29 protein-coding genes are annotated in these 24,375 nt (G+C 64.4%); 18 read left to right on the top strand and 11 right to left on the bottom strand.

Features of this window, described 5'->3' with window-relative positions; all coding sequences use genetic code 11:
- Window positions 1-2 precede the first annotated feature (2 nt).
- From nuoN to F2P44_RS03460, 7 genes are all read left to right on the top strand, one after another.
- On the top strand, window positions 3-1,520 hold the full coding sequence (nuoN, locus tag F2P44_RS03490) for an NADH-quinone oxidoreductase subunit NuoN (RefSeq protein ID WP_167085063.1): 1,518 nt from the start codon (window positions 3-5) through the stop codon (window positions 1,518-1,520).
- Window positions 1,520-1,843 (top strand): DUF2818 family protein, encoded by a 324-nt coding sequence (locus tag F2P44_RS03485; RefSeq protein WP_167085061.1) that lies wholly within the window; start codon window positions 1,520-1,522, stop codon window positions 1,841-1,843. Before nuoN ends, F2P44_RS03485 begins: the two co-directional genes overlap by 1 nt.
- A gap of 16 nt (window positions 1,844-1,859) precedes the next feature.
- Complete coding sequence (locus F2P44_RS03480) at window positions 1,860-2,432, top strand: NUDIX domain-containing protein (RefSeq protein WP_167085059.1); 573 nt, start codon at window positions 1,860-1,862, stop codon at window positions 2,430-2,432.
- Between the two features lie 6 nt (window positions 2,433-2,438).
- Window positions 2,439-3,125, top strand: coding sequence for a hypothetical protein (locus F2P44_RS03475; protein WP_167085057.1), 687 nt, complete (start codon window positions 2,439-2,441; stop codon window positions 3,123-3,125).
- An 8-nt stretch (window positions 3,126-3,133) separates the two neighbouring features.
- The gene (gene ispD / locus F2P44_RS03470) at window positions 3,134-3,820 is read left to right on the top strand and encodes a 2-C-methyl-D-erythritol 4-phosphate cytidylyltransferase (RefSeq protein ID WP_167085055.1); all 687 of its coding nucleotides are present in this window, start codon (window positions 3,134-3,136) and stop codon (window positions 3,818-3,820) included.
- A gap of 18 nt (window positions 3,821-3,838) precedes the next feature.
- On the top strand, window positions 3,839-4,354 hold the full coding sequence (gene ispF, locus F2P44_RS03465) for a 2-C-methyl-D-erythritol 2,4-cyclodiphosphate synthase (RefSeq protein ID WP_167085053.1): 516 nt from the start codon (window positions 3,839-3,841) through the stop codon (window positions 4,352-4,354).
- Window positions 4,355-4,476: 122 nt separating this feature from the next.
- The gene (locus F2P44_RS03460) at window positions 4,477-5,427 is read left to right on the top strand and encodes a hypothetical protein (protein WP_167085051.1); all 951 of its coding nucleotides are present in this window, start codon (window positions 4,477-4,479) and stop codon (window positions 5,425-5,427) included.
- On the opposite strand, the gene F2P44_RS03455 is transcribed toward F2P44_RS03460, so the two are convergent.
- Window positions 5,414-5,947: a PaaI family thioesterase gene (locus F2P44_RS03455; RefSeq protein ID WP_167085050.1), complete on the bottom strand. Its 534-nt coding sequence runs from the start codon at window positions 5,945-5,947 to the stop codon at window positions 5,414-5,416. The two genes, F2P44_RS03460 and F2P44_RS03455, sit on opposite strands and share 14 nt — an antisense overlap.
- Window positions 5,948-6,059: 112 nt before the next feature.
- Between F2P44_RS03455 and F2P44_RS03450 the strand changes: the two genes are divergently transcribed.
- The 4 genes from F2P44_RS03450 to F2P44_RS03435 are packed head-to-tail and all read left to right on the top strand — an operon-like array spanning window position 6,060 to window position 8,401.
- Entirely contained in the window at window positions 6,060-6,524 is a 465-nt protein-coding gene (locus tag F2P44_RS03450) for a MarR family winged helix-turn-helix transcriptional regulator (RefSeq protein ID WP_229423353.1), read from the top strand.
- The gene (locus F2P44_RS03445) at window positions 6,508-7,767 is read left to right on the top strand and encodes an MFS transporter (protein ID WP_167085048.1); all 1,260 of its coding nucleotides are present in this window, start codon (window positions 6,508-6,510) and stop codon (window positions 7,765-7,767) included. The genes F2P44_RS03450 and F2P44_RS03445 overlap by 17 nt, the downstream gene beginning before the upstream one ends.
- A gap of 2 nt (window positions 7,768-7,769) precedes the next feature.
- Window positions 7,770-8,078, top strand: coding sequence for a hypothetical protein (locus F2P44_RS03440; RefSeq protein WP_167085046.1), 309 nt, complete (start codon window positions 7,770-7,772; stop codon window positions 8,076-8,078).
- Between the two features lie 2 nt (window positions 8,079-8,080).
- Window positions 8,081-8,401: a hypothetical protein gene (locus F2P44_RS03435; protein WP_167085044.1), complete on the top strand. Its 321-nt coding sequence runs from the start codon at window positions 8,081-8,083 to the stop codon at window positions 8,399-8,401.
- 41 nt (window positions 8,402-8,442) lie between these two features.
- Here the strand turns inward: F2P44_RS03435 and F2P44_RS03430 are convergent, their stop codons facing one another.
- Both F2P44_RS03430 and F2P44_RS03425 read right to left on the bottom strand, forming a co-directional pair.
- The gene (locus F2P44_RS03430; RefSeq protein WP_167085042.1) at window positions 8,443-8,895 is read right to left on the bottom strand and encodes a hypothetical protein; all 453 of its coding nucleotides are present in this window, start codon (window positions 8,893-8,895) and stop codon (window positions 8,443-8,445) included.
- A 59-nt stretch (window positions 8,896-8,954) separates the two neighbouring features.
- On the bottom strand, window positions 8,955-9,869 hold the full coding sequence (locus F2P44_RS03425; RefSeq protein ID WP_167085040.1) for a LysR family transcriptional regulator: 915 nt from the start codon (window positions 9,867-9,869) through the stop codon (window positions 8,955-8,957).
- 202 nt (window positions 9,870-10,071) lie between these two features.
- On the opposite strand from F2P44_RS03425, the gene F2P44_RS03420 reads away from it, so the two are divergent.
- From F2P44_RS03420 to F2P44_RS03405, 4 genes are all read left to right on the top strand, one after another.
- Window positions 10,072-10,710, top strand: a complete 639-nt coding sequence (locus F2P44_RS03420; RefSeq protein WP_167085038.1) for an NAD(P)-dependent oxidoreductase — start codon at window positions 10,072-10,074, stop codon at window positions 10,708-10,710.
- A 109-nt stretch (window positions 10,711-10,819) separates the two neighbouring features.
- Window positions 10,820-11,371 (top strand): NADPH-dependent FMN reductase, encoded by a 552-nt coding sequence (locus F2P44_RS03415; protein ID WP_167085036.1) that lies wholly within the window; start codon window positions 10,820-10,822, stop codon window positions 11,369-11,371.
- A 15-nt stretch (window positions 11,372-11,386) separates the two neighbouring features.
- Window positions 11,387-11,797: a VOC family protein gene (locus F2P44_RS03410; protein WP_167085035.1), complete on the top strand. Its 411-nt coding sequence runs from the start codon at window positions 11,387-11,389 to the stop codon at window positions 11,795-11,797.
- 12 nt (window positions 11,798-11,809) lie between these two features.
- Window positions 11,810-12,685 (top strand): ion transporter, encoded by an 876-nt coding sequence (locus F2P44_RS03405; RefSeq protein ID WP_167085033.1) that lies wholly within the window; start codon window positions 11,810-11,812, stop codon window positions 12,683-12,685.
- Window positions 12,686-12,776: 91 nt separating this feature from the next.
- On the opposite strand, the gene F2P44_RS03400 is transcribed toward F2P44_RS03405, so the two are convergent.
- Window positions 12,777-13,505, bottom strand: coding sequence for a hypothetical protein (locus tag F2P44_RS03400; protein WP_167085031.1), 729 nt, complete (start codon window positions 13,503-13,505; stop codon window positions 12,777-12,779).
- A 393-nt stretch (window positions 13,506-13,898) separates the two neighbouring features.
- On the opposite strand from F2P44_RS03400, the gene F2P44_RS03395 reads away from it, so the two are divergent.
- Window positions 13,899-14,573 (top strand): phasin family protein, encoded by a 675-nt coding sequence (locus tag F2P44_RS03395; RefSeq protein ID WP_167085029.1) that lies wholly within the window; start codon window positions 13,899-13,901, stop codon window positions 14,571-14,573.
- Between the two features lie 49 nt (window positions 14,574-14,622).
- Here the strand turns inward: F2P44_RS03395 and F2P44_RS03390 are convergent, their stop codons facing one another.
- From F2P44_RS03390 to F2P44_RS03380, 3 genes are all read right to left on the bottom strand, one after another.
- The gene (locus F2P44_RS03390) at window positions 14,623-15,831 is read right to left on the bottom strand and encodes an acyltransferase family protein (protein ID WP_167085027.1); all 1,209 of its coding nucleotides are present in this window, start codon (window positions 15,829-15,831) and stop codon (window positions 14,623-14,625) included.
- Between the two features lie 106 nt (window positions 15,832-15,937).
- On the bottom strand, window positions 15,938-16,654 hold the full coding sequence (locus F2P44_RS03385; RefSeq protein WP_167085026.1) for a LytR/AlgR family response regulator transcription factor: 717 nt from the start codon (window positions 16,652-16,654) through the stop codon (window positions 15,938-15,940).
- Window positions 16,642-17,697: a sensor histidine kinase gene (locus F2P44_RS03380; protein ID WP_167085024.1), complete on the bottom strand. Its 1,056-nt coding sequence runs from the start codon at window positions 17,695-17,697 to the stop codon at window positions 16,642-16,644. Before F2P44_RS03380 ends, F2P44_RS03385 begins: the two co-directional genes overlap by 13 nt.
- Window positions 17,698-17,786: 89 nt before the next feature.
- On the opposite strand from F2P44_RS03380, the gene F2P44_RS03375 reads away from it, so the two are divergent.
- Window positions 17,787-18,392: a YdeI/OmpD-associated family protein gene (locus F2P44_RS03375; protein WP_167085022.1), complete on the top strand. Its 606-nt coding sequence runs from the start codon at window positions 17,787-17,789 to the stop codon at window positions 18,390-18,392.
- Between the two features lie 9 nt (window positions 18,393-18,401).
- On the opposite strand, the gene F2P44_RS03370 is transcribed toward F2P44_RS03375, so the two are convergent.
- The 3 genes from F2P44_RS03370 to ribA all read right to left on the bottom strand — a co-directional run bounded on the left by F2P44_RS03370 (window position 18,402) and on the right by ribA (window position 21,512).
- On the bottom strand, window positions 18,402-19,373 hold the full coding sequence (locus tag F2P44_RS03370) for an FHA domain-containing protein (protein WP_167085020.1): 972 nt from the start codon (window positions 19,371-19,373) through the stop codon (window positions 18,402-18,404).
- Window positions 19,370-20,791 (bottom strand): S1C family serine protease, encoded by a 1,422-nt coding sequence (locus F2P44_RS03365; RefSeq protein WP_167085018.1) that lies wholly within the window; start codon window positions 20,789-20,791, stop codon window positions 19,370-19,372. The genes F2P44_RS03370 and F2P44_RS03365 overlap by 4 nt, the downstream gene beginning before the upstream one ends.
- A gap of 76 nt (window positions 20,792-20,867) precedes the next feature.
- Window positions 20,868-21,512, bottom strand: coding sequence for a GTP cyclohydrolase II (ribA, locus tag F2P44_RS03360; RefSeq protein ID WP_308609939.1), 645 nt, complete (start codon window positions 21,510-21,512; stop codon window positions 20,868-20,870).
- A 181-nt stretch (window positions 21,513-21,693) separates the two neighbouring features.
- Between ribA and F2P44_RS03355 the strand changes: the two genes are divergently transcribed.
- On the top strand, window positions 21,694-23,592 hold the full coding sequence (locus F2P44_RS03355; protein WP_229423351.1) for a hybrid sensor histidine kinase/response regulator: 1,899 nt from the start codon (window positions 21,694-21,696) through the stop codon (window positions 23,590-23,592).
- 65 nt (window positions 23,593-23,657) lie between these two features.
- Here the strand turns inward: F2P44_RS03355 and F2P44_RS03350 are convergent, their stop codons facing one another.
- Window positions 23,658-24,359, bottom strand: coding sequence for a pirin family protein (locus F2P44_RS03350; protein ID WP_167085015.1), 702 nt, complete (start codon window positions 24,357-24,359; stop codon window positions 23,658-23,660).
- Window positions 24,360-24,375: the final 16 nt, after the last annotated feature.

Genomic DNA, 24,375 nt, shown 5'->3' with positions numbered 1-24,375 from the left:
CTATGATCCAGACTACGAATCCCAACCTGATCCCGGTTTACGCCGAAATCTTCCTGCTGGTCGCCGCCTCGGCGATCCTGCTGATCGACATGTTCCTCAAGGATGGCAAGCGCGTCCTGACCTACTGGCTGTCACTGGCGGCACTGGTCGGCTGCGCCGCCCTGACTTACTCGGACTATGCGGCCGGCACCACGGTCTACACGTTCCACAATATGTTCGTGTCGGACCCGATGGCGAACCTGCTCAAGCTGTTCACCTACCTGGCCATCGGCATCACGCTGGTCTACTCGCGCACCTATGCGACCGAGCGCGGCATGTTGTCCGGTAACCTGGGCGGCGAATTCTATGTGCTCGCGCTGTTCTCGATGCTCGGCCAGATGATCATGATCTCCGGTAATAACATGCTGATCATCTACCTGGGCCTGGAACTGATGTCGCTGTCGCTGTACGCCCTCGTTGCGCTGCGCCGCGATCACGCCGTCTCGACCGAAGCGTCGATGAAGTACTTCATTCTCGGCGCGCTGGCGTCCGGCTTCCTGCTGTATGGTATTTCGATGCTGTACGGCGCCACCGGTTCGCTCGACATCAATGAAATCTCGAAGGCGGCGGCAGCGTCCACCGCCAACCTGAACATCCTGGTGTTCGGCCTGGTGTTCCTGGTGGCCGGCCTGGCGTTCAAGCTTGGCGTCGTCCCGTTCCATATGTGGGTGCCTGACGTATACCAGGGTTCGCCAACCGCGGTGACCCTGCTGCTGGGCGGCGCGCCGAAGCTGGCCGCGTTCGCGATCTGCATCCGCCTGCTGGTGGAAGGCTTGCTGCCGATGGCGATCGACTGGCAGCAGATGCTGATGGTCCTGGCCGTGCTGTCGCTGGCGATCGGTAACCTGACCGCGATTGCCCAGACCAACCTGAAACGGATGCTGGCCTATTCGACCATCGCGCAGATGGGCTTCGTGCTGCTGGGCCTGCTGGCCGGCGTGGTCGCCAATCCGCTGGACGCCAACGCCATCCCGGACGCCAGCAATGCCGCTTCCGCCTACAGCGCCGCCATGTACTACTCGATCACCTACGTGTTGACGACCCTCGGTACTTTCGGCCTGATCATGATGCTGGCGCGTACCGGCTTCGAAGCCGAGGAATTGAACGACTTCAAGGGCCTGGCCAAGCGCAGCCCATGGTTCGCGGCGGTCATGGCGATCCTGCTGTTCTCGCTGGCCGGCGTGCCACCGATGATGGGCTTCGCGGCCAAGTTCGCGGTGCTCGAAGCGGTGCTCTCGACCGGTGCCGTGTGGCTGACCGTGGTCGCGGTGATGTTCTCGCTGATCGGCGCGTTCTACTACCTGCGCGTGGTCAAGGTGATGTACTTTGACGAACCGCTTGATACCACCCCGATCGTTGCGCCGTTCGACATGCGCGCCGTGCTCTCGATGAACGGGATCGCGGCCGTGCTGCTGGGCGTGTTTGCCGGTCCGCTGCTGGCCGCTTGCCTGAACGCGATGACGAAGACTATCGGTTCCTGATGGACGTGTCGTTATCGAGCTGGCTGGCGATCGCCGTGGCACTGGCGGGGGCCAACCTGCCGTTCATGAATGAACGCTTGTTCGGCTTCATCCCGGTGGGCCAGGCAAGCGCCGACCGGGGGGCCGTCAAGGCCGGCTGGTGGCGCGTGCTGGAACTGGTGGTGCTGTACTTCGTTGTCGGCGGCATCGCCTACCTGCTTGAAGCGCGCATCGGGAACGTCTTTGGCCAGGCCAAGGAGTTCTACATGATCACCGTGCCGCTGTTCGTGGTGCTGGCGTTCCCCGGTTTCGTCATGCGCTACCTGCGCAAGCGCCATCACTAATTCATTGGAGCCGCGCATGCAGCCGCACCTCACCAACGATCATCTGACCGAGCGGCGTATCGATGGCGAACTGGCCTACGAGGGCAGCTTCCTGAAGGTCTCGCGCGACCGGGTCAGCCTGCCCAACGGCGCCGTCGCCACCCGCGAATACATCCGCCATCCAGGCGCCGTGGTGATTTTGCCGCTGCTGGGCGATGGCCGGGTGCTGCTCGAACGCCAGTTCCGCTATCCGCTCGGGCGCGTCTTCATCGAATTCCCGGCCGGGAAAATCGATGCCGGCGAAGAGCCGCTGGCCTGCGCCAAGCGCGAGCTGCAGGAAGAAACCGGCTACACGGCAACCGACTGGCAATTCATCAGCACCATCCACAACGCCATCGCCTACTCGGACGAGCACCTTGAACTATTCGTCGCGCGCGGCCTCACCGCCGGCGAGGCGCGCCTGGACGAGGGCGAGTTCCTGGAAACCTTCAGCGCCACCGTGCCCGAGATGCTCGAGATGGTGCGCACTGGCCAGATCACGGACGTGAAGACCATCATCGGCGCCTTCTGGCTCGACAAACTCCTCGGCGGAAGCTGGCCGCCGGCTTGATCCGCCATGAAAATCCTGGCACTCGTGCTGGCCTTGCTCTGCTCGCACAGCAGCTGGGCGGCGCGCTCCGCCTTCCAGGCGCAGTGCGAGGACACGATGGCCAAGGCGATCTCGGTCCTGCACTCGACACCGAACGGCTACTCCATCAACAACACGGTCTCCTTCCATGGCCTGAGCGCCATGAAGCCGGGGGCGCCGGGTACCTTCGTGCTGGGCCTGACCAAGACCGAGTCGCGCTCCACGATCTCGCTCGACGCGCCGATGCTGGTCGACCCGGTCACCGGTTACGAGTGCGTGGCGGTGCGGATCACCGTCTCGCTGCTGTACAGCCCGGTAGTGGTCTATGTCGGACGCGAATTTCGCCCGGGTTCTTGTGCATATCAGGAGATTCTTGCGCATGAGATGCGCCACCTCAAGACCTATCTCGACCATTTGCCGAAAGTGGAAGTAACGGTGCGCGCGGCACTGGCCCGGCGCTTCAACGACAAACCCCTGTACGCGCCGCGCGGCCAGGCCCTGGCCTTGTTACGGCAAGAACTCAATACCGGCTGGGCACCGTATATACAGAAAGAGATGGCCAAAGTAGACCCTCTACAAGCCGCCATCGACACGCCGCAAGAGTATGCGCGCCTGAGCAAAGTTTGCGCAGGTGAGGTACAGTCCATTGTGAGACCGGCTAACCGAGACAGATGAAGACAGCCATGAAGCAGATCGCACCGCGCTATATTGCCCTGATCCCCGCCGCCGGCGTCGGCGCGCGCATGGCATCGAGCAGTCCCAAGCAATACCTGCCGATCGGCGCCAAGCCGATGCTGCGCCACACGCTCGACGCCTTCGTGTCGAGCCCCCTGATCGCCCATACCTACGTCGTGGTCAGCGCGCACGACGCGTATATCGACGCCATCGTGCCGTCCGGCGCAGCCACCGTGCTGCGCTGCGGCGGCGCCAGTCGCATGGAGTCGGTCCGCAACGCCCTGCGGGCGCTGGAAGGCGAGCTGCACGCGCATGACTGGGTGCTGGTGCACGACGCGGCGCGGCCGGGACTGGACGCCGCCCTGATCGCCAGGCTGATCGACGCGGTCGGCGACGATCCGGTCGGCGGCTTGCTGGCCTTGCCCGTGGTCGACACCGTCAAGCGCGGCGGCGCCCACGTCAGCACCGTCGCGCGCGACGGCCTGTGGCTGGCGCAGACCCCGCAAATGTTTCGCTACAAGCTGCTGTGCGATGCACTGGCGGCGGCCACCGACGCCAGCGTCATTACCGATGACGCCAGTGCGGTCGAGGCCCTGGGCTGGTCGCCCAAGCTGGTCGAAGGACATCCCCGTAATTTAAAAGTGACGCTGCCGGCGGACATCCGGATCGCCGAGATGTACCTGGCCGCGCCTTAACCTGAAATGAGTGAGACCATGACACTGGCATCCTACAATCCCACCCCGCCGTTCCGTGTCGGAACCGGCTACGACTGCCACGCCCTCGTCGAGGGCCGCAAACTGATTATCGGCGGGGTTGCAATCCCGCACCGCATGGGCCTGTTGGGCCATTCGGACGCCGACGTCCTGCTGCATGCGATCATCGATGCGATGCTCGGCGCGGCCGGCCTGGGTGACATCGGCAAGCATTTCCCTGACACCGATCCGATGTTCGCCGGCGCCGATTCGCGCACCCTGCTGCGCGAAGTGGCGCACCGCGTGGTCGCCACCGGCTACACCATCGGCAACATCGATGCGACCATCATCGCCCAGGCGCCGAAAATGGCGCCGCATATTGCGCAGATGATTTCCCGCATCGCCGAAGACATCGGCGTGTCGCCCCAGCAGGTCAACATCAAGGCCAAGACCAACGAAAAACTGGGTTACCTGGGACGGGAAGAGGGCATGGCCGCCGAGGCGATCTGCCTGCTGATCAAGTCCGCCTCCGCGTAAGCATCGGCGGCAAGGCCCGCCGGGCCGGCGACCGGGAACCTTGATCGCCGTCATGCGGGCCTGAAAACGCGGTCCCTACACTTGAACTTGATTCAACAAGTTCAACCATGGGGAGAAAGATCATGAAGTCCGCATTATCGGCCCTCGCCGCCGCCCTGGCGTTGGCCAGCGGCCCGGCGCTGCCGCAGGCATACGTCAACACCACCCAGCAGGGAAGCGGCAACAAGAGCTTGGTCGAGCAGCGCGAGAGCAACGACTATGCCCAGGTGGACGTGACGCAAATCGGCACCGGCAACGTCATCGGCGACCCGGCCATGGGTGACAGTGGCATTGTCCAGATCGCCACTGTGGCGCGTGTGAGTGTTCGTCAGGATGGCAGGGCGAACCACGCCAACATCCTGCAGGACCATACGGACCGCAGCGATAACAAGCTGTTCCAGGCCGGCCAGGGTAATGTGGCCGTGTTCAGGCAGGAAAATGTGAACAGTTCAAGCCTGACCCTCGAACAGCGCGGCAGCGCCAACGTCACTTCCATCAACCAGAAGGACATTCCCACCTTCTCGGTGCGCGCGGGCCAGACCGGTGCGGCTAACCGGATCGTGGTGCAACATTACTTTTCGGGATACGGCGGACCGGACATCAAGCAGGCCGGCATCGCCAACAAGGTACTCATCGACCAGTCCGATGCCGCCTACTCCTTCGTCCGGGTCGACCAGGCCGGCGCGCTGAACGACGCCTCGGTGCGCCAGAACGGCACCACCTTCACGGTAGACCAATCGATCGTGCAACGGGGCGAGCGCAACGTCGCCCGTGCCGATGAAAGCGGGCAGGTCAATGGCTCGACCATCGTCCAGACCGGGAACGAGAACCTTGCCTCGGCGACGTCGACCTTGAACGGCAGCGTCTCGGAGATCATCCAGACCGGCAGCGACAACCGCGCCAGCGCGGTGCAGCATGGCGCGCTCTCCTGGACGACAGGCAACTTCTCGCGCATCAGGCAAACCGGCAACGCCTTCAGCGCCAGCGTGCTGCAAGACGGCAGCGGCAACCTGTCCCTCATCAGCCAGCGCTGATATCGAATACCAGGCAGGTTGTCGTCGCAAAGGCGTACAGCTTGCCGTTCGCATCGGTGATGCGCGCCTCGGCAACGCCGACCTGGCCCCCCACGCTGACCACCGTCGCCTCGGCCCGCACCGGCCCGGTCGTATCGGCCATCGCGCGGATATGGTTCACCTTCAGCTCCAGGGTCGTGTATCCCTTGCCGGCCGGGAGCATCGTGTGGATCGCGCAGCCGAGCGCGGTGTCGAGCATGGTCGCCGCGTAGCCGCCGTGCACCACGCCGCTCGGGTTGTAGTGCGCCCGCTCCGGGGTTCCCTGGAATACCGTGCGGCCGGGCTCCACCGACATCGGCAGGATCCCCATCAAGTGCGCGATCGGCGCCGGGGGCAGGGCGCCGCTGCCGATGCCATCCAAAAATTCCATGCCGCTGCTGCTACGCAAGGTGGCGCGGTCCGCCACGCCCGGCGCGGCCAGTCTGGCGCGCATTGCAGCGGCCTCGTCCAGCCATTGCTGGCGTTTGTCTTGCTGTTCCATGATCATCCTTTTGCTTGATGGTTAAAAAGCCGGGAGATGCGCACACGGTTCGTGAATTGTAATATACTTCAAACAATCAGTGTACCTGCACCTATTTCCGCAGCGCCACAATATGACCGATCCGATTGAAAAACCGCTGGGCTGTACCTGCTTCAAGCTGCGCAAGCTCACGCGCGCCATGTCGCGCGTGTACGACCACCATATGGCCGCCGTGGGCCTGAAGACCACCCAGTACAGCGTGCTGGCCAACGTCGCGCGCGAGGCGTTGCCGGTGGCCGAGCTGGCCGAACGCCTGGGCATGGAACGCACCACGCTCACGCGCAACCTCAAGCCGCTGATGGAAGCCGGCTGGGTCGTCGCGCGCCCCGGTGCCGACAGCCGCCAGCGCATCGTCACCATCACCTTGGCCGGGCAGCAAAAACTCGCCGCCTCCTACCCGGTGTGGTGCGGCGCCCAGCACGCTTTCGAACAACTGGTCGGGCGCGAGGCCGTGCGCGCCCTGCACGCCCAGCTGGAAAGCACGCTTACCCAACTCACTCCACTGATCGAGGACCTGCCCCATGCCCACCCAGAATGAGATGACGGCGCGCGCCGCGTGGCTGCTGATCCTCGCCGCCTCGGCGATACTGATGATCACGATGGGCGCGCGCCTGACCACCGGCCTGTTTCTCTCGCCGATTAACACCTCGACCGGGCTGGGCGTGGCCTCGATCAGCTTCGCCATGGCGATCGGCCAGTTCGTGTGGGGCGCGGCGCAGCCGGTGTTCGGCGCGGTGGCGGACAAATGGGGCTCGGCCAAGGTCATCATCCTCGGCGCCGTCATGCTCGCGGCGGGCATGGCGCTAACGCCATTCGTGTCCTCGCAGTGGGGCCTGATGCTGACCATGGGCGTGTTGACGGCGGCGGGGGCGGGCGCGGGCAGCTTTTCGATCCTGATCGGCGCCACCGCGCAGCGCTTGCCGGCCGCGCGTCGGCCGTTCGCGGCGGGCTTCATCAACGCCGGCGGTTCGTTCGGCCAGTTCGTGTTCGCGCCGCTGATGCAGGCGATCATCAACAGCGCCGGCTGGATCGCGGCGATGCTGACCATGGCGGCCACCACTCTGCTCACGATTCCCCTGGCCTGGCCGCTGCGCAAGGGCGCCGGGCTGGCCAAGCCCGATCCCGCTATCGCGGCGCCGCCCAAGCCGCTTGATGCACCCGGCATCGGCCTGGGCGCGCAGATCAAGATCGCCCTGCGCGACCGCAGCTACCTGTGCCTGCACGCCGGCTTTTTCACCTGCGGCTTTCACATCGCCTTCCTGGTCACGCACTTGCCGGGCGAGGTGGGCCTGTGCGGCCTGCCGGCGGGCGTGTCGGCCAATGCGCTTGCGCTGATCGGCTTGTTCAACATCGCCGGCAGCCTGACCGCCGGCGCGCTGTCGACCCGCTACCGCATGAAGTCCCTGCTGGCCCTGATGTACGCCAGCCGCGCCGTGATCGTCATCGCCTTCCTGCTGGCGCCCAAGACCGCCATGACCTTCTACCTGTTCGCCGGCGCGCTCGGTTTCACCTGGCTGGCGACGGTGCCGCCCACGGCGGGCCTGGTCGGCAAACTGTTCGGCATGCGCTACCTGTCGACGCTGTTCGGCTTGACGCTGCTGTCGCACCAGGTGGGCGGCTTCTTCGGCGCGTGGCTCGGCGGGCTCTCGTTCGTGGCCTATGGCGACTTTACCTGGATGTGGTACGCCGACATCGTGCTCGCCCTGGCCGCGGCCCTCATCAACCTGCCGATCCGCGAAGCGCATGTCGTTCGCGCACCGGCGCTGGCAGTGAAGGCATAAGCATGGCACGCGATACCTGGGCTTACCGCGACGTGGCGGTCGAATCGTTCGTCGATGCGCGCAGCGGCGCCTTGCGCGTCCGCCCGATGGCGGGGCAAGCCTTTGCCCCCAGCCTGCGCGTGCAGTGCGCGCGGGCGCTGGTGGACCCGGCGCTCCATCCGCCCGGCACCCGCTTCCTGCTGTCGGCCAAATTAACCGATCGCCTGGGCGGCACGCCGTTTTTGTATGCGTGGCATGGCGATCCGGTGGTCGTCCTGAGCGCCGCGCAGGCGAAGAAATTTCTGGCCGAGTTCCGGCGTGGCAGGATTTAGCGGTGGATTTGCTCGAACAATTGGCGGCGCTGGCAGACGATGTCGATCGCTACTACGGCACTGACTTCGGCAGCGAGGACGAGGGCGAGCGCGCCAACCGCCGCCTCAAGCTGCGCATGCGCGACCTGATCGTCGCGGCGCACGAGGCGGCGCAGGCGCGGGTGCTGGAACAGGCGCTCGACCTGCTGTGCGCGAACACCGGCTGCGCCGAAGATCAAGCGATCTTCCTTGAGATTGGCGCGCAGCTGACAGGCCGCGGCATCGTCGACGAAGCGCGCATGACGGCGTGCCTGCGCAACGCCCCAGTCAACCGCTGGCTGTAAGGCCCCGGTTCATTCGATGCCGGCGCCGGGGTTTTGCCGTCTTACGGCGCCAGGCCTTTCAAGTGCTCCTGAAATTCCCCGACGGTTTTATCGATGACGATGTCATCGCCAAAATAGGAATTCGCCGTTCCCAGACTGAGCAGCCGAATCTCCAGTGCGGAGGGGTTTTTGTAATCGAACTTCAGATTGTAATTTTTCCCGCTATCGACCGTGGCGACGATGACGACAGGCCGCTCCCGCCCCTCGCTGACCATCGCGTCGGATAAATCCTCCGCCAGCTTCTCCAGCGTGGTCTGATATCTCATTTCCAGCTGTGCCATGCCCTGGAAATAATTCAATTCCCTGTCTTTTCGATACAGCCATTCGGAGCTGGTCGTCCCTCCGCCAGGCCTGGCGAAGCGGAAATAGGTGGCATCCCAATCGAGCCTGGTCAAGGCCATGAATTCCAGCAGCATGCCGGCCATTTCCCGCACCACTTCATCTTTTTTAGTCATGCCGCTTGTCCCCCTGTAAACACCTCGAAGATCATACCGCACGATGGGCTGCCCGATCGTCAAGGCGTCGCCGCGCGCAGCAGATAGTCCCGGTAAAAGTCGATGAAGGCGCGCACCCGCGCCGGCGCCTGGCGTCCCGGCGGCAGCACGGCATACATGCCGCCGCGCGGCAGCGACCATTGCGGCAGCAGTTCGACCACGGCGCCGGCCTTCAGGCCCGCAGCCAGCGTTTGCCCCTCCAGCACCGTGATCCCGGCGCCTTGCTCGATCAGCGCCAGCAAGGCGGCGGGCGAATCGACCTGCATGCGCGAATTGGTCTGCACCACGGTCTCGGCGCCATCGGCTCCGGTGAACGTCCAGGTGTGCGGGGTGCGCATCAGCGACAGCGCCACCCAGTCGTGCCGCACCAGGTCCTGCGGCGTGGCCGGATAACCGCGCTGGCGCAAATACGATGGCGCCGCCACCACATGCTGCGAGAATTCCCCGAGCTTGATGGCGCGCTGGGTCGAGTCGCGCAGCCAGCCCATGCGAAACGACAGGTCGATGCCTTCGGCGATCATGTCGACTACTTTGTCGGCGGTGCGCAGGTCGACCGTGATGCGCGGATGCAGCGCCATGAACTGCACCAGCGCCGGACCGATGGCGTGCGCCACCTGCAGCGCCGTGGTGGAGATGCGCAGCATGCCGGACAATTCGCCCTGGTCGCTGCCGGCCTGCGCCAGCGCGTCGGACAGGGCGCGCAGCAGCGGCTGGCATTGCGCGTGCAGCGCGCGCCCGGCGTCGGTGGGCGCCACCTGGCGCGTGGTGCGGGTGAACAGCGACACGCCCAGCTGGCGCTCCAGGCGCGCTATCTGCACGCTGATCCTGGCCTTGGCTACACCCAGCCGGTCCGCCGCGGCAGTAAAACTGCCCGCCTCGGCAACGGCATCGAAGATGGTCAGGCTGTTCAGGTCGATCTGATCGAGAGGCGTCATCGGGATTGATAAGGCATTGAAATCAATCCATTATCAACCATGCGACTTGGGCGATCAATCGCCATCGGCGGCGTGCACCGTTGTGCGTATGACTCCTTAATTGATTAGAATTCAGTAACAATGAATTTTTTCAACTGCTATTTATCGAATCAATTCTTGCTGTCATCATGCATCTCATCCAAACCACAGCAGGAGTCTCGCAATGAACATCGTACTGATCGGCGCCACCGGATTTATCGGCACAGCCTTGCTTAATGAAGCCCTCAATCGCGGCCATGCGGTCAGCGCGCTGTCGACCCGCCCGGACAAGCTGGCCGCGCGCGAGCGGCTCCAGGCGCGCGCAGTGGACGTGATGGATGTCGCCGCGCTGACCGCGCAGCTGGCCGGCGCCGATGCCGTGCTGTCGGCCTTCAGCGGCCATGCCCAGGGCGATGTGCAGGCTTACTACGTGAGCGGCGCGCGCAACATCATCGCCGCCGTCAAGGAAGCGCGCGTGCCGCGCCTGCTGATGGTCGGCGGTGCCGGTTCGCTGGAAGTGGCGCCCGGCGCGCAGCTGCTCGATTCGCCGGACTTTCCGGAGCAGTACCGCGCCAGTGCCGAAGGCGCGCGCCAGTCGCTCGCGCTGCTGCGCGCCGAGGCCTCGCTCGACTGGACCATGCTCAGTCCCGCCGCCATGATTTCTCCCGGCCAGCGCAGCGGGGTATTCCGCCTGGGTGGCAACGCGCTGCTGCTTGACGCCGACGGCAAGAGCGCCATTTCGGTGGAAGACTATGCGGTGGCCATGATCGATGAACTGGAAAAGCCGGCGCACAGCCGCCAGCGTTTCACTGTGGCTTACTAAGGTTGCCGTTCGAGGGGTGTTCAGGAAAGCGCGCGCGGTGCTGTGAAAATTGTTAAGATTTACAATTCACCCACCGCCGACCGAACGACCACCCCCCGAAAGGACCAACATGGCTTCTAGAAAAATCGCTGTCATCATTGGCAGCTTGCGCAAGGATTCATTCAACCGCAAGGTCGCCAGGACGCTGATGCTGCTGGCGCCGCCCACGCTCGACATGGAGATCGTCGAGATCGGCCAGCTGCCCCTGTACAACCAGGACGACGACGCCGCGCCGCCGCCGGTGTACACCGAGTTCCGCGACAAGCTCAAGGAATTCGACGGGGTCCTGTTCTGCACCCCGGAATACAACCGCTCGGTGCCCGCCGCGCTGAAAAATGCGATCGACGTCGGCTCGCGTCCGTACGGCCAGAGCGCGTGGGGCAGCAAGCCGTGCGCCGTGGTCAGCGTCACGCCGGGCGCGCTCGGCGCATTCGGCGCCAACCATCACCTGCGCCAGTCGCTGGTGTTCCTGAACATGCCCGCCATGCAGCAGCCCGAAGCCTACCTGGCCAATATCGGCAGCCATTACGACGGCGACACGCTCACCAACGACAGCACCAAAGCCTTCCTGAAGAAGTTCGTCGACGCGTTCGCGGTCTGGGTCGAACGTCACGCCGACTAAGGCAAGGAGGCGGTCATGATACGCATACGTCACATCGACCATGTGGTCCTGCGGGTGGTGGACCTCGGCGCCATGACCACGTTCTACTGCCAGGTGCTTGGCTGTACGATCGAACGGCGCCAGGACGACATAGGCCTGGTGCAGCTGCGCGCTGGCGCTGCGCTGGTCGACCTGGTGCCGGTCGACGGTAAACTGGGACGCTCTGGCGGCGCGCCGCCCGGACGCGAAGGGCGCAATATGGACCATCTGTGTTTTCGGGTGGAGCCCTTCGATGCCGGGTCGATCCGCACCCATCTGATTGCATGCGGCGTCACACCCGGCGCGGTCGAATCGCGTTACGGCGCCGAAGGAGAGGGGCCGTCGATCTACCTGGACGACCCCGAAGGCAACACGGTCGAGCTGAAAGGTCCGGCCTGGCCGGGCTGATCGCACACGACGATGACAGAACAAACCACGCCGGCGGCGGACATTGCGCCGCACACGCCGCCCGCTTTCGGCAAGCCGGACAGCGGCCTGCGCCGGCGCGTCTACACGATTATCTTTGAAGCCGATACCAGCGCCGGCCGCCATTTCGACGTGCTGCTGGTGGCCGTCATCCTGCTCAGTATCACGGTCGTCATTCTCGACAGCGTGCCGTCGGTAGTGGGCCGGCTCGAGAAGCCGCTCAACGTGCTCGAGTGGACCTTCACGCTCCTGTTCACCGCCGAATACATTGCGCGCCTGTGCTGCGTGCGCCATCCGTGGCGCTACGCGAGCAGCTTTTTCGGCGTGATCGACCTGGTGTCGGTGCTGCCGACCTGGTTTGCGCTGCTGGTGCCGGAAGCGTCGGCCTTCCTCGACATCCGCATCCTGCGTTTGCTGCGCATCTTCCGCATCTTCAAGCTTACGCTGTACATCGACGAATACCTCCGGCTTGGGCGCGCCCTGCGCGCGAGCGGACGCAAGATCCTCATCTTCCTGTCGGTGGTGATGATGGCTGTGCTCATCCTGGGCACCGTGATGTACGTGGTCGAAGGCCCGAAGAACGGCTTTACCAGCATTCCGATGGCGATGTACTGGGCCACCGTGACCATGACCACGGTCGGCTATGGCGACCTGACCCCGCAGACCACCCTGGGCCGGTTTATCGCCTCGTTCATGATGCTGCTGGGATGGGGCGTGCTGGCGGTGCCGACCGGGATCGTGACGGCGGAAATGACATCGCAGCGCATGAACTGGAAGCCCACCAACCGGACCTGCCCTTCGTGCCTGAGCGAAGGGCATGAGCCGGAAGCGAAGTATTGCAAGGACTGCGGAGAAGCCTTGTCCGCATAGAACAAGGGCTGGGCGAAGGCGGCCCTTGTTGCTGCAAGCGAGCGTTCCCGATGCGCCGCACCAAGCTGGCACGGTGCGCCGGGGCGATGGTTCAGGCCGAGGTGCTGGCGGCGGGCACGTCCTTGCCGATCCAGTAATTGAACTGGCCGAAGGTGGGCAGCAGTTCGGCATCGCGGGCCTCGAAGAAGTCCTGGATCATTTGCCGGTACGCGCCGCGCCGCGAGAACTCGGCATGGGTGGCGCTGTACCGCGCCACGGCCGCGTGAAAGGTGCGGCGGATGCCGTCGTCGGCATTGAGGCCCGGATGGCTGCCCGCTTTGCGCGGCCGGCCACGTTTGACGTTGGCGCTGGAGCCGCGCGTCTTGCCCGGCGCGCCGGAGTTCTTATAGTCCGGCAGCAGCGCATCCGGATGCTGGCCGCGCTCCCAAAAGCGGCGCAGATAGCGATAGATGGAAGGATGCGATACCCCGTGCAGCGCGCTTTGCGCCATCACCATGCGCCCGCGCTTGCGCGCCTGGTAGATCGCCGGTTGGTCGGCGACCAGGGCCTGCACCACGGTCCAGGCCCGGTCGCGCACCTGGCGGTGGCGCGCGGGCAGGGCTGCGCTGTCGCCGCTGGGCGCATGCGGGTCGGCCGGCAGCAGGCGCGCGCGCTGTTCGCGCAGGTCGGCGCTCAGGGCCGACAGCGCGGCCAGCTCGGGATGCGCACCTTTCGCGCCCAGTTCGAAGGTGTAAGCGGCGCTGGCGGCGCTGTCGATCCACAGGATGCGGATCGTGCGCGCCTGCGCCGGGTAGTAGAGCAAGTCATTTTTCAGCAGCATGGCAGCGCTCCCTATGTCGAGTTGTTAGGGTGTCCATGCATGCAAGTTTCACGCCATGGCTGGGTTTGCTTGCCAGCGCCTGTGCCAGGCCGGTGTCGGAGCAAAATCGGCATGTTTTTGGTGCATTGCAGCACGAGTGCACCGTTTCAAGTCAGTAATGCGGCTGAGAACGTTGCCGACTTGAACACGTTTGATCTATATCAAACTCTGATCGCCCTTGTCCCCTAGTCTTGGGGCTCGTGCTGAAGACGAATCTTGCAGAAGTTTTGATACGAGACAAGGAGTTCTCACACGCCTGCGCTGCGGCGGCGCGATAAGGGTCGCATATCAGGCCGCTTGTCCCCGATACAGCAACTTCGCTTACTAGAAACAACCACTTTTAACGAGGTCTACATGTTTCCATATTCACAATCCGTGACGCCTGCTGTGCGAAGCCACCTGGACGCACAAGTTTCTTTCCTCAACGATATGTCGAAATCGTTGTTCCATTCCTTCCAGCAGCTGTGCAATCTGAACATCCAACTGACCCAGACCTTGCTGGAAGAGACTGCCATCGGCAGCCAGCAGCTGCTGACCGCCGACCGCCAGACCGACGTGATCAGTGCAGCCGTATCGCGCGCCCAGCCCGCCACGGAAAAACTGCGTGCCTATCAGCAGCACATTTCGCGCGTGGCGGCCGATGCGCAGGTCGAACTGGCCCGCGTGACCGAGCAGCACGTGCAGGAAACCACCCGCACCGCGCGCGCCCTGGCTGACGAAGTGGCCCGCGTCGCGTCGGAAGAAACCGAACGCAGCGTGCGCACCCAGCAGGAGAACATGCGCAAGTTCAGCGATCCGTTCACGCAACATGGTGGCGCATGGCGCGGCAACGGCAGCACCGAAGTGCGCGGCAGCACCAGCATGCAGAGCGGCCAGAGCGGCAACGCCCAGGGCGGTTCGGCCGGCAGCAGCCAGAGCGACCAACATGCCAGCATGCAGGGCAATAGCACTGGTGCTCCGTCGGCTGGCCAGGCTGGCAGCTCCGCGAGCGCGAAAACCGGTGGCGCCAGCGCCGGCAAGAATACGTAAGAATACGCACCGGGGCGCGTCCGACCGGCAAGGCGCCGGCCGGAATCAGTCACATCGTTGCCGGGGCGGGCTGCTTGCCCGCTTCGGTAACCGGATCTGCACGATTGCTGGAAGCGATGCCGAAAAGCGGCCCAAGCACGCGTGAGCGCCGCACGATGTCGACGACAGTAAAACTGAGGCACAAGGTCAGCACGATCAGCACCAGCGCTTCGAGCGGCGGTGCCAGCTTGGCCGGCTGGATGGCATGGGCGATCACGACGATCAGCGTCTGATGCACGATGTACACGGGGAACACCGCCTGCGCCAGATAGCGCCGGTTGGCGCTGTCGCAATTGAGGTGGCGGTGCGCAAATCCCAGCACGGCCACGATCGCGCTCCACGCAAACAGGCAATACACGATGCGTTGCGCGTGCATCAGCGGTATCTGTGCCTGCGCCGAGACCAGCTCATCCGGCAGCGCATAGTAGATGGTCAGTGCGGCCCAGCCGGCTGCCGCCATTCCCAGGCCGTGCCAGCGCAGCGCTTGCAGGCGCGGCCAGAACTGCGGCGTGCGCGCGAGCATCGCCCCGAGCAGGAACAGGAACAGATAGCTCGCATGGTTGAACCAGTCGTCCACCAGCGCATGCGTGGTCGGAAAGCGCGACAGCAGCGCCATGCGCGCGATGGCCAGTACCGCCACCGGCAGCACGATGATCTTCCATCCGGCCAGCAGCGCGCCGACGCGCACGGCCAGCCGGTCGAAACGTTCGCCGAGCGCCATCACCAGGCCACCGAGCAGGAGCGTGTACACCCACAGGTAGGCCACGAACCACAGATGGTTCCAGGTCGGCATGATCAGGCAGTCGCTGCCCCGGCAGAATCCATGATAACGGCCGAGGTACAACTGCATGAAGTCGCCGTAGCCGCCCTGGTAGGCCACCTTTTCCACCACTTCAAAGTACGCCTGCGGCGGCACCACCACCAGCATGCCGAAGATGAGCGGCAGCAGCAGGCGCGCACTGCGCTGGCGCAGGAAACGGCCGGCGCCGGTCTTTACCAGCATCAGGCTCGATGCCACGCCGGACACCAGGAACAGCAATCCCAGGCGCCACGGCGACGACAGCAGCATCAGCGGCTCGATGGCATGGCTGGCGAAGGGACTTTTGACGTGCCAGTCCCATGTCACGTAATACATGCCGACGTGGTAGAGGATCAGTACAAAAAAAGCGAGGATGCGGACCCAGTCGAGGAACCAGAGCCGGTTGGGGGAGGAAGTCATGGCGCGCGCTTCGTGAGTGGAAAACCCCAGTCTGGATCGACACGCTCCGGCGCACCAGCGAAATGGGGCGAGCCGGGCTCCCGGTGGGGCGAAACGGGGCGCGGCCTTACAACAGCGCGATCACGGCGGCCCGGTACTGGCGGCTGCACGGTACGCGCGCGCCGTCGCGCAGCACCAGTTCGCAGTCGCCCTTGTCGAGCGCCTCGACCCGTTCGATCCATGCCAGCTGCACGGCTGCGCGCCGGTGGCAGCGGACGAATCCCGGTCCCAGCTTGTCGAGCAGGCCGGCCAGCGTTTGCCGCATCAGCGGCTGCTCGCCGGCCGTGTGCAGCACCACGTAATTGTCGGCCGTTTCGATCCACCCGATCTGGTCGACGCGGATCACGCGCGTGACGCCCCGTTCGGTCACCAGCAACTGGCGCAGCGCATGCTCGCCCGCGAATGGCGGCAGTGGCTGTGCGCTGCGCGCCAGCAGGCGTTCGCGCAGGCGCTGCAAGGCACGCCGCAGGCGCGCCTGGTCATAGGGCTTGAGCAGATAATCGATGGCGTTGGCGTCGAACGCTTTCAAGGCATACTGGTCGAACGCGGTCGCGAACACGATCAGCGGCGCCGGCGCGGGCAGCGAGGCGGCCAGTTCCAGGCCGCTCACCTCGGGCATCTGGATATCCAAAAACAGTGCGTCCGGCGCGAACGCCGCGATCTGCTGCATGGCGTCGATCCCGTCGCACGCTTCGGCAATGGCGCTGATGCCCGCTTCCTGCTCCAGCAGGTGGCGCAGCTTGGCGCGCGCGGGGCGCTCGTCGTCGACGATCAGGATGCGCATGGCACCCTCATGAGCGCGCGCACGCCCCCCGGCGCCAGCGCCGACAGGGCCAGGCTGGCGCGCTCGCCGTACAGTGCCGCCATGCGCTCGCGCAGGTTGGACAGGCCAACGCCAGCCGGCGCATCCGGCGCCAGCGTGCCGGTGTCGTCGTCCAGGGTCACCACCAGCATGCCGTCATGGCGGCTGGCGGCGATGGCGATATGAGTCGTCCCGCGCCGCTTCTCCACGGTGTGCTTGAAGATATTTTCGAGCAGCGGCTGGATGCTCATCACCGGCACGGGGCAGGCCAGCGCATCGTCGTCGATCCGCCATTCGATGGCCACGCGTTCGGCGTAGCGTTCTTCCATCACGCGCGCATAGCCGCGCACCAGCCGCAGTTCGGTCGATAGCGGCGCGACCTGCAGTTCGCCGACGTCGAGCGTGGCACGCAGCACGTCGGCCAGCTGGATCAGCGTGGCGTCGGCGCGCGCCACATCGGAATGCATCAAGGACGAAATGGTGTTGAGCGCATTGAACAGAAAGTGCGGCTGCATCTGCTGGCGCAGGCGTTGCAGGTGCGCCTCGCGCAGCAGGGCATTGGCCTTCTCGGCGCGCAGCTTCGCCTCCAGCAGTTCCTGATATGACAGGATGCCGAACACGATGACCGTGAACAGGCCGACAAACACCGACAGCTTGAGCGATTCGTAAAAGAAGGTCGGGCCCCAGGCTTCGTGCTCGTAGTGCGAGCCGGCCAGCGCATACACGCCATGGCGGATGCCGAACGCGATCGGCACGAACGCGATCCAGTACATCGGCAGGTAAAGCGTCTGCAAGCCGAACCAGCGCCACGGCGTCGCCAGCAGATAGTCGTATTTGCGCGTCAGGCGCCGCTGGAGCGCCAGCAGGACCGTTGCGGCCAGCATCGAGGAGCTTTCCCACAACACCGGCTGCCACATCGTCTTGCCGCCATCGCGCAGATAATCTTCGACGGCGACCGATACCATGAGCGTCCAGAACAGCAGCCAGGCGACGCCGATGACGATGGTGGAACGTTCAAGTCGCATGATGGGGCTGAAGGGCTGGTCGAAGCGCTGATGATTGCGTATTCTGTGTCCCATGTCAAAGAATCGGGAGCGATGAGATGGAAGACGGGATGGAAACAGCGCTGGCGCAGGACGACACCCCGCGCGCATTCGCCTCGCAGGCCGCCTGGGCGCAGTGGCTGGCCGAACACCATGCCGCATCGCGCGGCGTATGGCTGCGCCACGCGAAGAAGGGCGCGCCGGATGCGACCGTGACCTACCAGGAAGCGCTGGAAGTGGCGCTGTGTTTCGGCTGGATCGACGGCCAGAAAAGAAGCGACGACCAGCACTACTGGCTGCAGCGCTGGACGCCGCGCGCCGCCCGCAGCATCTGGTCGCGCGTGAACCGCGACAAGGCGCTTGGCTTTATCGCCGAGGGCAAGATGCAGCCGGCCGGCCTGGCCGAGGTGGAGCGCGCGCAAAAGGATGGCCGCTGGGACGCCGCCTACGAACCGGCCAGCGCGGCGCAGGTGCCGCCCGACCTGGAGGCAGCCTTCGATGCGCATCCCGGCGCGCGCGAATTCTTCGCCACGCTCAATGGGCAGAACCGCTATGCGGTGCTGTTTCGCATCCAGACCGCCGTCAAGCCCGACACGCGCGCGCGCCGTATCGCCACCTATGCGGCCATGCTGGCGCGCGGCGAGACGCTGCATCCCCTGATGGCCAAGAAAACCTGAGTTCGCGCCTCAGTCGTCGTCGCCGCCGTCGCCCTTGACCTTTTTGGCGCGCTCGGCATCGAGCCTGGCCTTCATGGCGGCGACGTCGCCCATGAATTCGTCGACCCCGTGGTCGGGACTGACGCGCGTCGATGGCGGCATCAGCACCGACATGAACAGTTCATCGGCCATGCGTCCGTAGCGCTGCTGGTTGCTGATCAGCGTCAGGCCCGATCCGATCAGGGCCAGGACCAGGCAGGCCAGGGCGAAGCGGCGGGTCTGGTGCGGTTTGACCGTCCCCAGGTGAAAGAAGATCACGCCGGCCACGATGGCGATCGCCACGTGCGCACTGTAGCCGGTCAGCGCTTCGAGCGAGAACGCGTAGGCCGCGGTGCTCGACGCCATTTTGTAGACCAGGATCGCCGTCAGGCCGCAGCCGAAGATGAACAGGTGGCGCCCGAGCCGCGCGTGGCGTCCGAACAGGCGGTTGGCGAAGGCCCAGGCGCCGCTCCAAACCAGGCCGGCGCCGATGCCGTAGGCCAGGCCGAGCAGGTAGCGGATCAGCTGGAACGACTGGGTGTCGTTCAGCCAGGTGGTAAACAGCGCAAAGGCGCCGATCAGCAGCAGGCCGACCAGGCCCGGAATGCCGCCCTCCCAGCCGTGCATGGTGCGGTCGACCAGTTCCGGCCCGACCGGAAAGTCGGCCCCGCGCACGCGCAGGCTGGTGTGGCCGATGCGGATCACGGTGTCGCCCGTCAGCACCAGGCTGGTCTTGCGCCGGCCCAGGTGGATCACGCCGTTCCTGGTGCCGAGGTCGCGCAGCACGACCTGGCCATCGTCGCCCGCTTCGAGCACGGCGTGGCGCGGCGCGGCGAAGGCGTCGTCGAGAATGAAGTCGTTGTCGTAGCCGCGGCCGAAGCGGATCGGCAGCGTATGGACCTGGTGCCGGTGCAGCACGTCGCCATTGCGCGCCAGCGTTTCGATGAAGTAGGGCGCGTTCATGGCTTGGTCGCGCGCGCCAGCGCTTCGAGAAAGGTGCGCGTGGTGCGCAAGCCGTTTTCGTAGGAGACGCCGGAGACGTCGAGCCGGCTCTGCAAGGTGGCGCGGGCGTCGTCGGTGCTGGCCGTGAGCAGGGTGAAGTTGTACAGGCCCGCGAACTTGCGGTAGGCGCGCACGCAGGTCACCGCGCGCAGCGGGAGCGACTTGGTCTTGACGAATTTTTCGGTGCACATTGGCCCGGTCAGGCGCGTGTCCTTGGTGCTGCCCAGGTTATCGGTCTTGAACAGGGTCGTGGCCAGCACCGCGAAGCGGACCGGGTCTAGGATGGCCGAGCGCACGTACTGGTGCGTCATCGATACGTGCCCGGTCTGCTGCGAGTCCGATACGAAGATGGCGGACTCCATCGCGCAGGCCATGGTGTCGGCATTGAAGGTGGCTTCGGCCTTGACGTTCGAGCGCCCCCAGCAGCGCACTTGCTCCGACTCGCGCACCGGCACCTGATACGGACCCATGGTCTTGAGCGAGAGCGGCGCATCGAGCAGGCGGTCGATCATGGCGCGCTGGTGGGCCAGCAATTGCTGGCCGATCAGGGGATTGAAATCCTTGGGCGTGCTGGTTTGCGCCGCCACGCGTTTCAGTAACTCCTGGGCGAAGCGCACCGGCACCAGGAAACTGATCAATTCGCCGTCGCGCCGCTTCGAGACATTGACCCCGGCCACGTCGCCGGCCACGGTCACGCTGGGGCCGCCGCTCATGCCCGAGTTGATCGGGCCGGTGAACATCAGCTGGTCGTAAAAGCTGCGCGTGATGATGCCGTTGTACGAGCCTTCCGAAATGGCGAAGCCGAGATCGAGAGGATTGCCCAGCGAATACAGATACTGGCCCTGGGTCAGCTTGACCAGTTTCTCTGGGATATTGAAAAAGCCGCTGCCGTTGCGGTTGATGCGCACCACCGCCAGGTCGTGCAGCACATCCACGGCGAGCAGCTCGACCGGGCCGCTCTTGCCGTCGGTATCGATATATTCGCCCACGTAGACATCCGGGTCGAGCGCCATCTGCGATACCACGTGGTAATTGGTCAACACCAGGTTGCTGGTGCCGACCATGAAGCCCGAGCCCACGGTCGACTGGCTGCGCCCGTTCTTGAGCAGCATACGGATTTGCAACAGGTCGCCCTTGGCGGCGGAATACACTTTTTGCGCGGCCGAGGAGGGCGGCGGCAGGGCGGCGTCGTCTTCGACTTCGGGGGCGGGGGCCGGGGGCTGGGCGCCGGGCGGAATGACGGCCGGGGCTGGCGGGGGTACGACGGCGGGAATGGTCAGGGCGGCGGGCGGGCGGCGCGGCGCGGGTGGCGTCGCGGGCGCCGCGATAGCATGGGCGGCGAAGCAATAAGCAAGCACTGCAGTATTGACAAATTTCATGCAATCCTTCGGTGGCAAGAGCTGTTTCCGCTATCTTGCCACCAGCTTAGCGTATTTGCGCGCGTTACGGGTTCCCTTACAGTTCGCCGTCTTGCGCGACCGGCTCGGCCAGCGGGGTCATCATGTGGCCGAGTTTGGCTTCCTTGGTGTTCAGGTAGCTATTGTTGAAGGCGTTGCGGTTCACCAGCAGGGGCACCCGTTCGCTGACGCTGACCCCGAGTTTTTCCATCGCATCGATCTTGCGCGGATTGTTGGTCATCAGGCGCAGCGCGTGGATGCCGAAATGGGCGAACATCGGCTGGCACAGCTCGTAATTGCGGGCGTCGGCGTGAAAGCCCAGCGCCAGGTTGGCCTCGACCGTATCGGCGCCGGCTTCCTGCAGGCGGTAGGCGCGCATCTTGTTGACCAGGCCGATGCCGCGCCCTTCCTGGCGCAGGTAGAGCAGGATGCCGCGGCCTTCCTCGGCGATGCGCTTGAGCGCGCCTTCGAGCTGGGCGCCGCAATCGCAGCGTTGCGAAAACAGCACATCGCCGGTGAGGCATTCGGAGTGCACGCGCGCGAGCACGGGTGCGCCGTTGCCGATCTCGCCCAGGGTCATCGCCAGGTGCTCCTTGCCCGTTGCATGCTCGACAAAGGCGTGCAAGGTGAACTGCGCCCAGGGAGTGGGCAGTGCGCACGAGGTGGTGTAATCGAGGAGTTCTTCAGTGACGGGGGAGGGCATGGCCATGTTCTCAAATCTATTGCTGTAGCCGCAAGTGTAGCGGAAAATGGGGGTAGCCGTTGGGGGAGGGGCTCTAACACGGCCGGGAAAACCCTGACGCGCGCCCCCATAACGGTGTTCTGAACGAAAATGTCCGTTGGACAAAAAAGAGTGTACTTGCATTTTAATCTATAAAGTTGCCATGTCTCAATCCTATCTCGAAGCCGACCGCCTGAACCTGTTCATTTCCAAGGTCACCGATTACGCGATCTATATGCTGTCGGCCGATGGCGAGGTCGTGAGCTGGAATGCGGGCGCGGAACGCTTCAAGGGTTACACGCCGGATGAAATCATCGGCACGCATTTTTCGGCCTTTTACACGCCCGAGGACCGGGCCAACGGCGTTCCGCACAGGGCGCTGTATCAGGCCCGCACGACCGGCAAGTTCGAAGACGAGGGCTGGCGCGTGCGCAAGGACGGGTCCCTGTTCTGGGCCAGCGTCGTCATCGATCCCATTTTTGGCGCGGACGACGAGCTGCTGGGATACACCAAGATCACGCGCGACATCACGGAAAAGCGCCGCACGGCCGAAGCGCTGCACGCCAGCGAAGAGCGGTTCCGGCTGCTGGTGCAGAGCGTGACCGATTACGCTATCTATATGTTGTCGCCAGCCGGGCTGATCACCAATTGGAACGAGGGCGCCAGGCGCATTAAACGGCTGGACTTCGACGACGTCAAGGGCAGCCATTTTTCGCGCTTCTATACCGACGAGGATAAACGCAACGGCATCCCGGGAAAAGCCTTGCGCACGGCGGAGCGGGACGGACGCTACGAGACGGAAGGGTGGCGCGTGCGCGGCGACGGCACCCGCTTCTGGGCTCACGTGGTGATCGATCCCGTGTTCGACTCGGCCAGGCAGCTGATCGGCTTCGCCAAGATCACGCGCGATATTACCGAGCGGCGCGAGGCGGCCCTCATGCTTGAGCGCACCCGGGAAGCGCTGCAGCAATCGCAAAAACTGGAGGCCATCGGCAAGCTGACCGGCGGTATCGCGCACGACTTCAATAACCTGTTGAACGTGATCTGCAGCGGCATCGACTTGTTGCGTGCGACGCCTTCGGATACCACCAAGCACCGCAGGATCATGGATAGCATGGAGCGCGCCGCACAGCGCGGCGCCGCGCTCACCGGCCAATTGCTTGCGTTCGCACGTCAACAACCGCTGGCACTCGAACTGCTTGACATTAACCACGTCATCGCGTCGTTCGAGGCCGTGCTGAGACGGGCCATTCCCAGCTCGGCCAGATTCGTGATCGAAAAAGCGCACGTCGGCACGGTGCGCACCGATGTCTCGCAATTCGAGTCCGCGCTCCTGAACCTGGTGATCAATGCACGCGATGCCTTGAATGACGACGGGACCATTTCGCTGGAAACGCGCCAGGTCATCCTTGGCGATAACGAGATCGATCACCTCCCTGCGGGGATATATGCGCTCATTACGGTCGGCGACGATGGAACCGGCATGGCGCCCGAGGTCGCGGCCCGTGCGCTGGAACCTTTTTTCACGACCAAAGCGGTAGGCAAGGGAACCGGCCTCGGACTGAGCCAGGTGTATGGCTTGATGCAGCAATCGGGCGGCCACCTGGTCATCAAGTCGGCGCTGGGGCAAGGCACCTGCATTTCCTTGTACTTTCCGGCGCAGGAGGCGGAGCTGGGGGCGGAGCCTGAAGCGCCAAGTCTCGATAAAGCACTGGTCGTCGATGACCAGCCCGATGTGCTGGACATGACGGTGGCCATCTTCCAAAGCCTGGGCTACGATGCAATCGCTGCAAACAGCGGGGCCGAAGCGATGCACCTGTTGCAGCAGCATCGTGATATCAAAGTGCTGTTTACCGACGTGGTGATGCCCGACATGAACGGCGTGGTGCTCGCGCAGGCCGCCAGGGAGCTTGCGCCCGAGATGAAAATCCTCCTCACCTCCGGCTACATGAGTGGTCCGCTGCGCGAGCAATTCGGCAACGGCCTCGCGCAGTTCGAACTGATCACCAAGCCGTACAGGCTGGCGGACGTGGCCAAGCGCCTGCGCGCTGCCACCACCTGACAGGCAAGCACCCGATCGATCGCCCGGATGGTGCGCAGCGCACACTGCGCACCATCGACGGCCGGTTAGTAAGGCAGGTCAAACACCAGCACCTCGGCCGCCTCGGCGTTCTCGATCCTGATGGCGCTCTCCTGCGTCATTTTCAAGGCATCGCCGCCGTTGAGCTGCACGCCGTTCACCGTCAATGAACCCCGGATCAGGTGCACATAGCCCGTGCGTCCTTGCGCCAGCGTGTGCTCGATTGCCTCGCCGCCATTCAGGATCCCCGCATAAATCGCGGCATCCTGGTGAATCAGCACCGAACCCTGGCGTCCGTCGCCCGAGGCAATCAGGCGCAGCTGGCCGATTTTGCTCTCCGGCGTGAAGTGCTTTTCCTCGTAGCTGGGAGCAATGCCCGTCACGTTCGGCTGGATCCAGATTTGCAGGAAGTGCACCTGCTCCGTCGCCGAGCCGTTGAATTCGCTGTGCCGCACGCCGGTCCCGGCGCTCATCCGCTGCACATCGCCATAGTGCAATACCGACCCGGTGCCCATGCTGTCCTTGTGTTCCAGCGCCCCTTCCAGCACGTAGGAAATAATCTCCATGTCGCGGTGGCCGTGGGTGCCAAACCCTTGCGAGGGCGCTACTTTGTCTTCGTTAATGACCAGCAGCGGGCCGAAACCGGCGTGTTTCGGATCGTGATAGTGACCGAAAGAAAACGTATGTTTGGATTGCAGCCAGCCATGATTTGCGTTGCCACGTTCTGCGCCTTGACGAATTTCCAACATGATATGCTCCGTTTCT

Source organism: Massilia frigida, assembly GCF_011682175.1.
Classification (GTDB): domain Bacteria; phylum Pseudomonadota; class Gammaproteobacteria; order Burkholderiales; family Burkholderiaceae_D; genus Telluria_A; species Telluria_A frigida.
The sequence above is the reverse complement of the archived record's forward strand: the minus strand, read 5'-3'. Positions and strand labels throughout refer to the sequence as shown.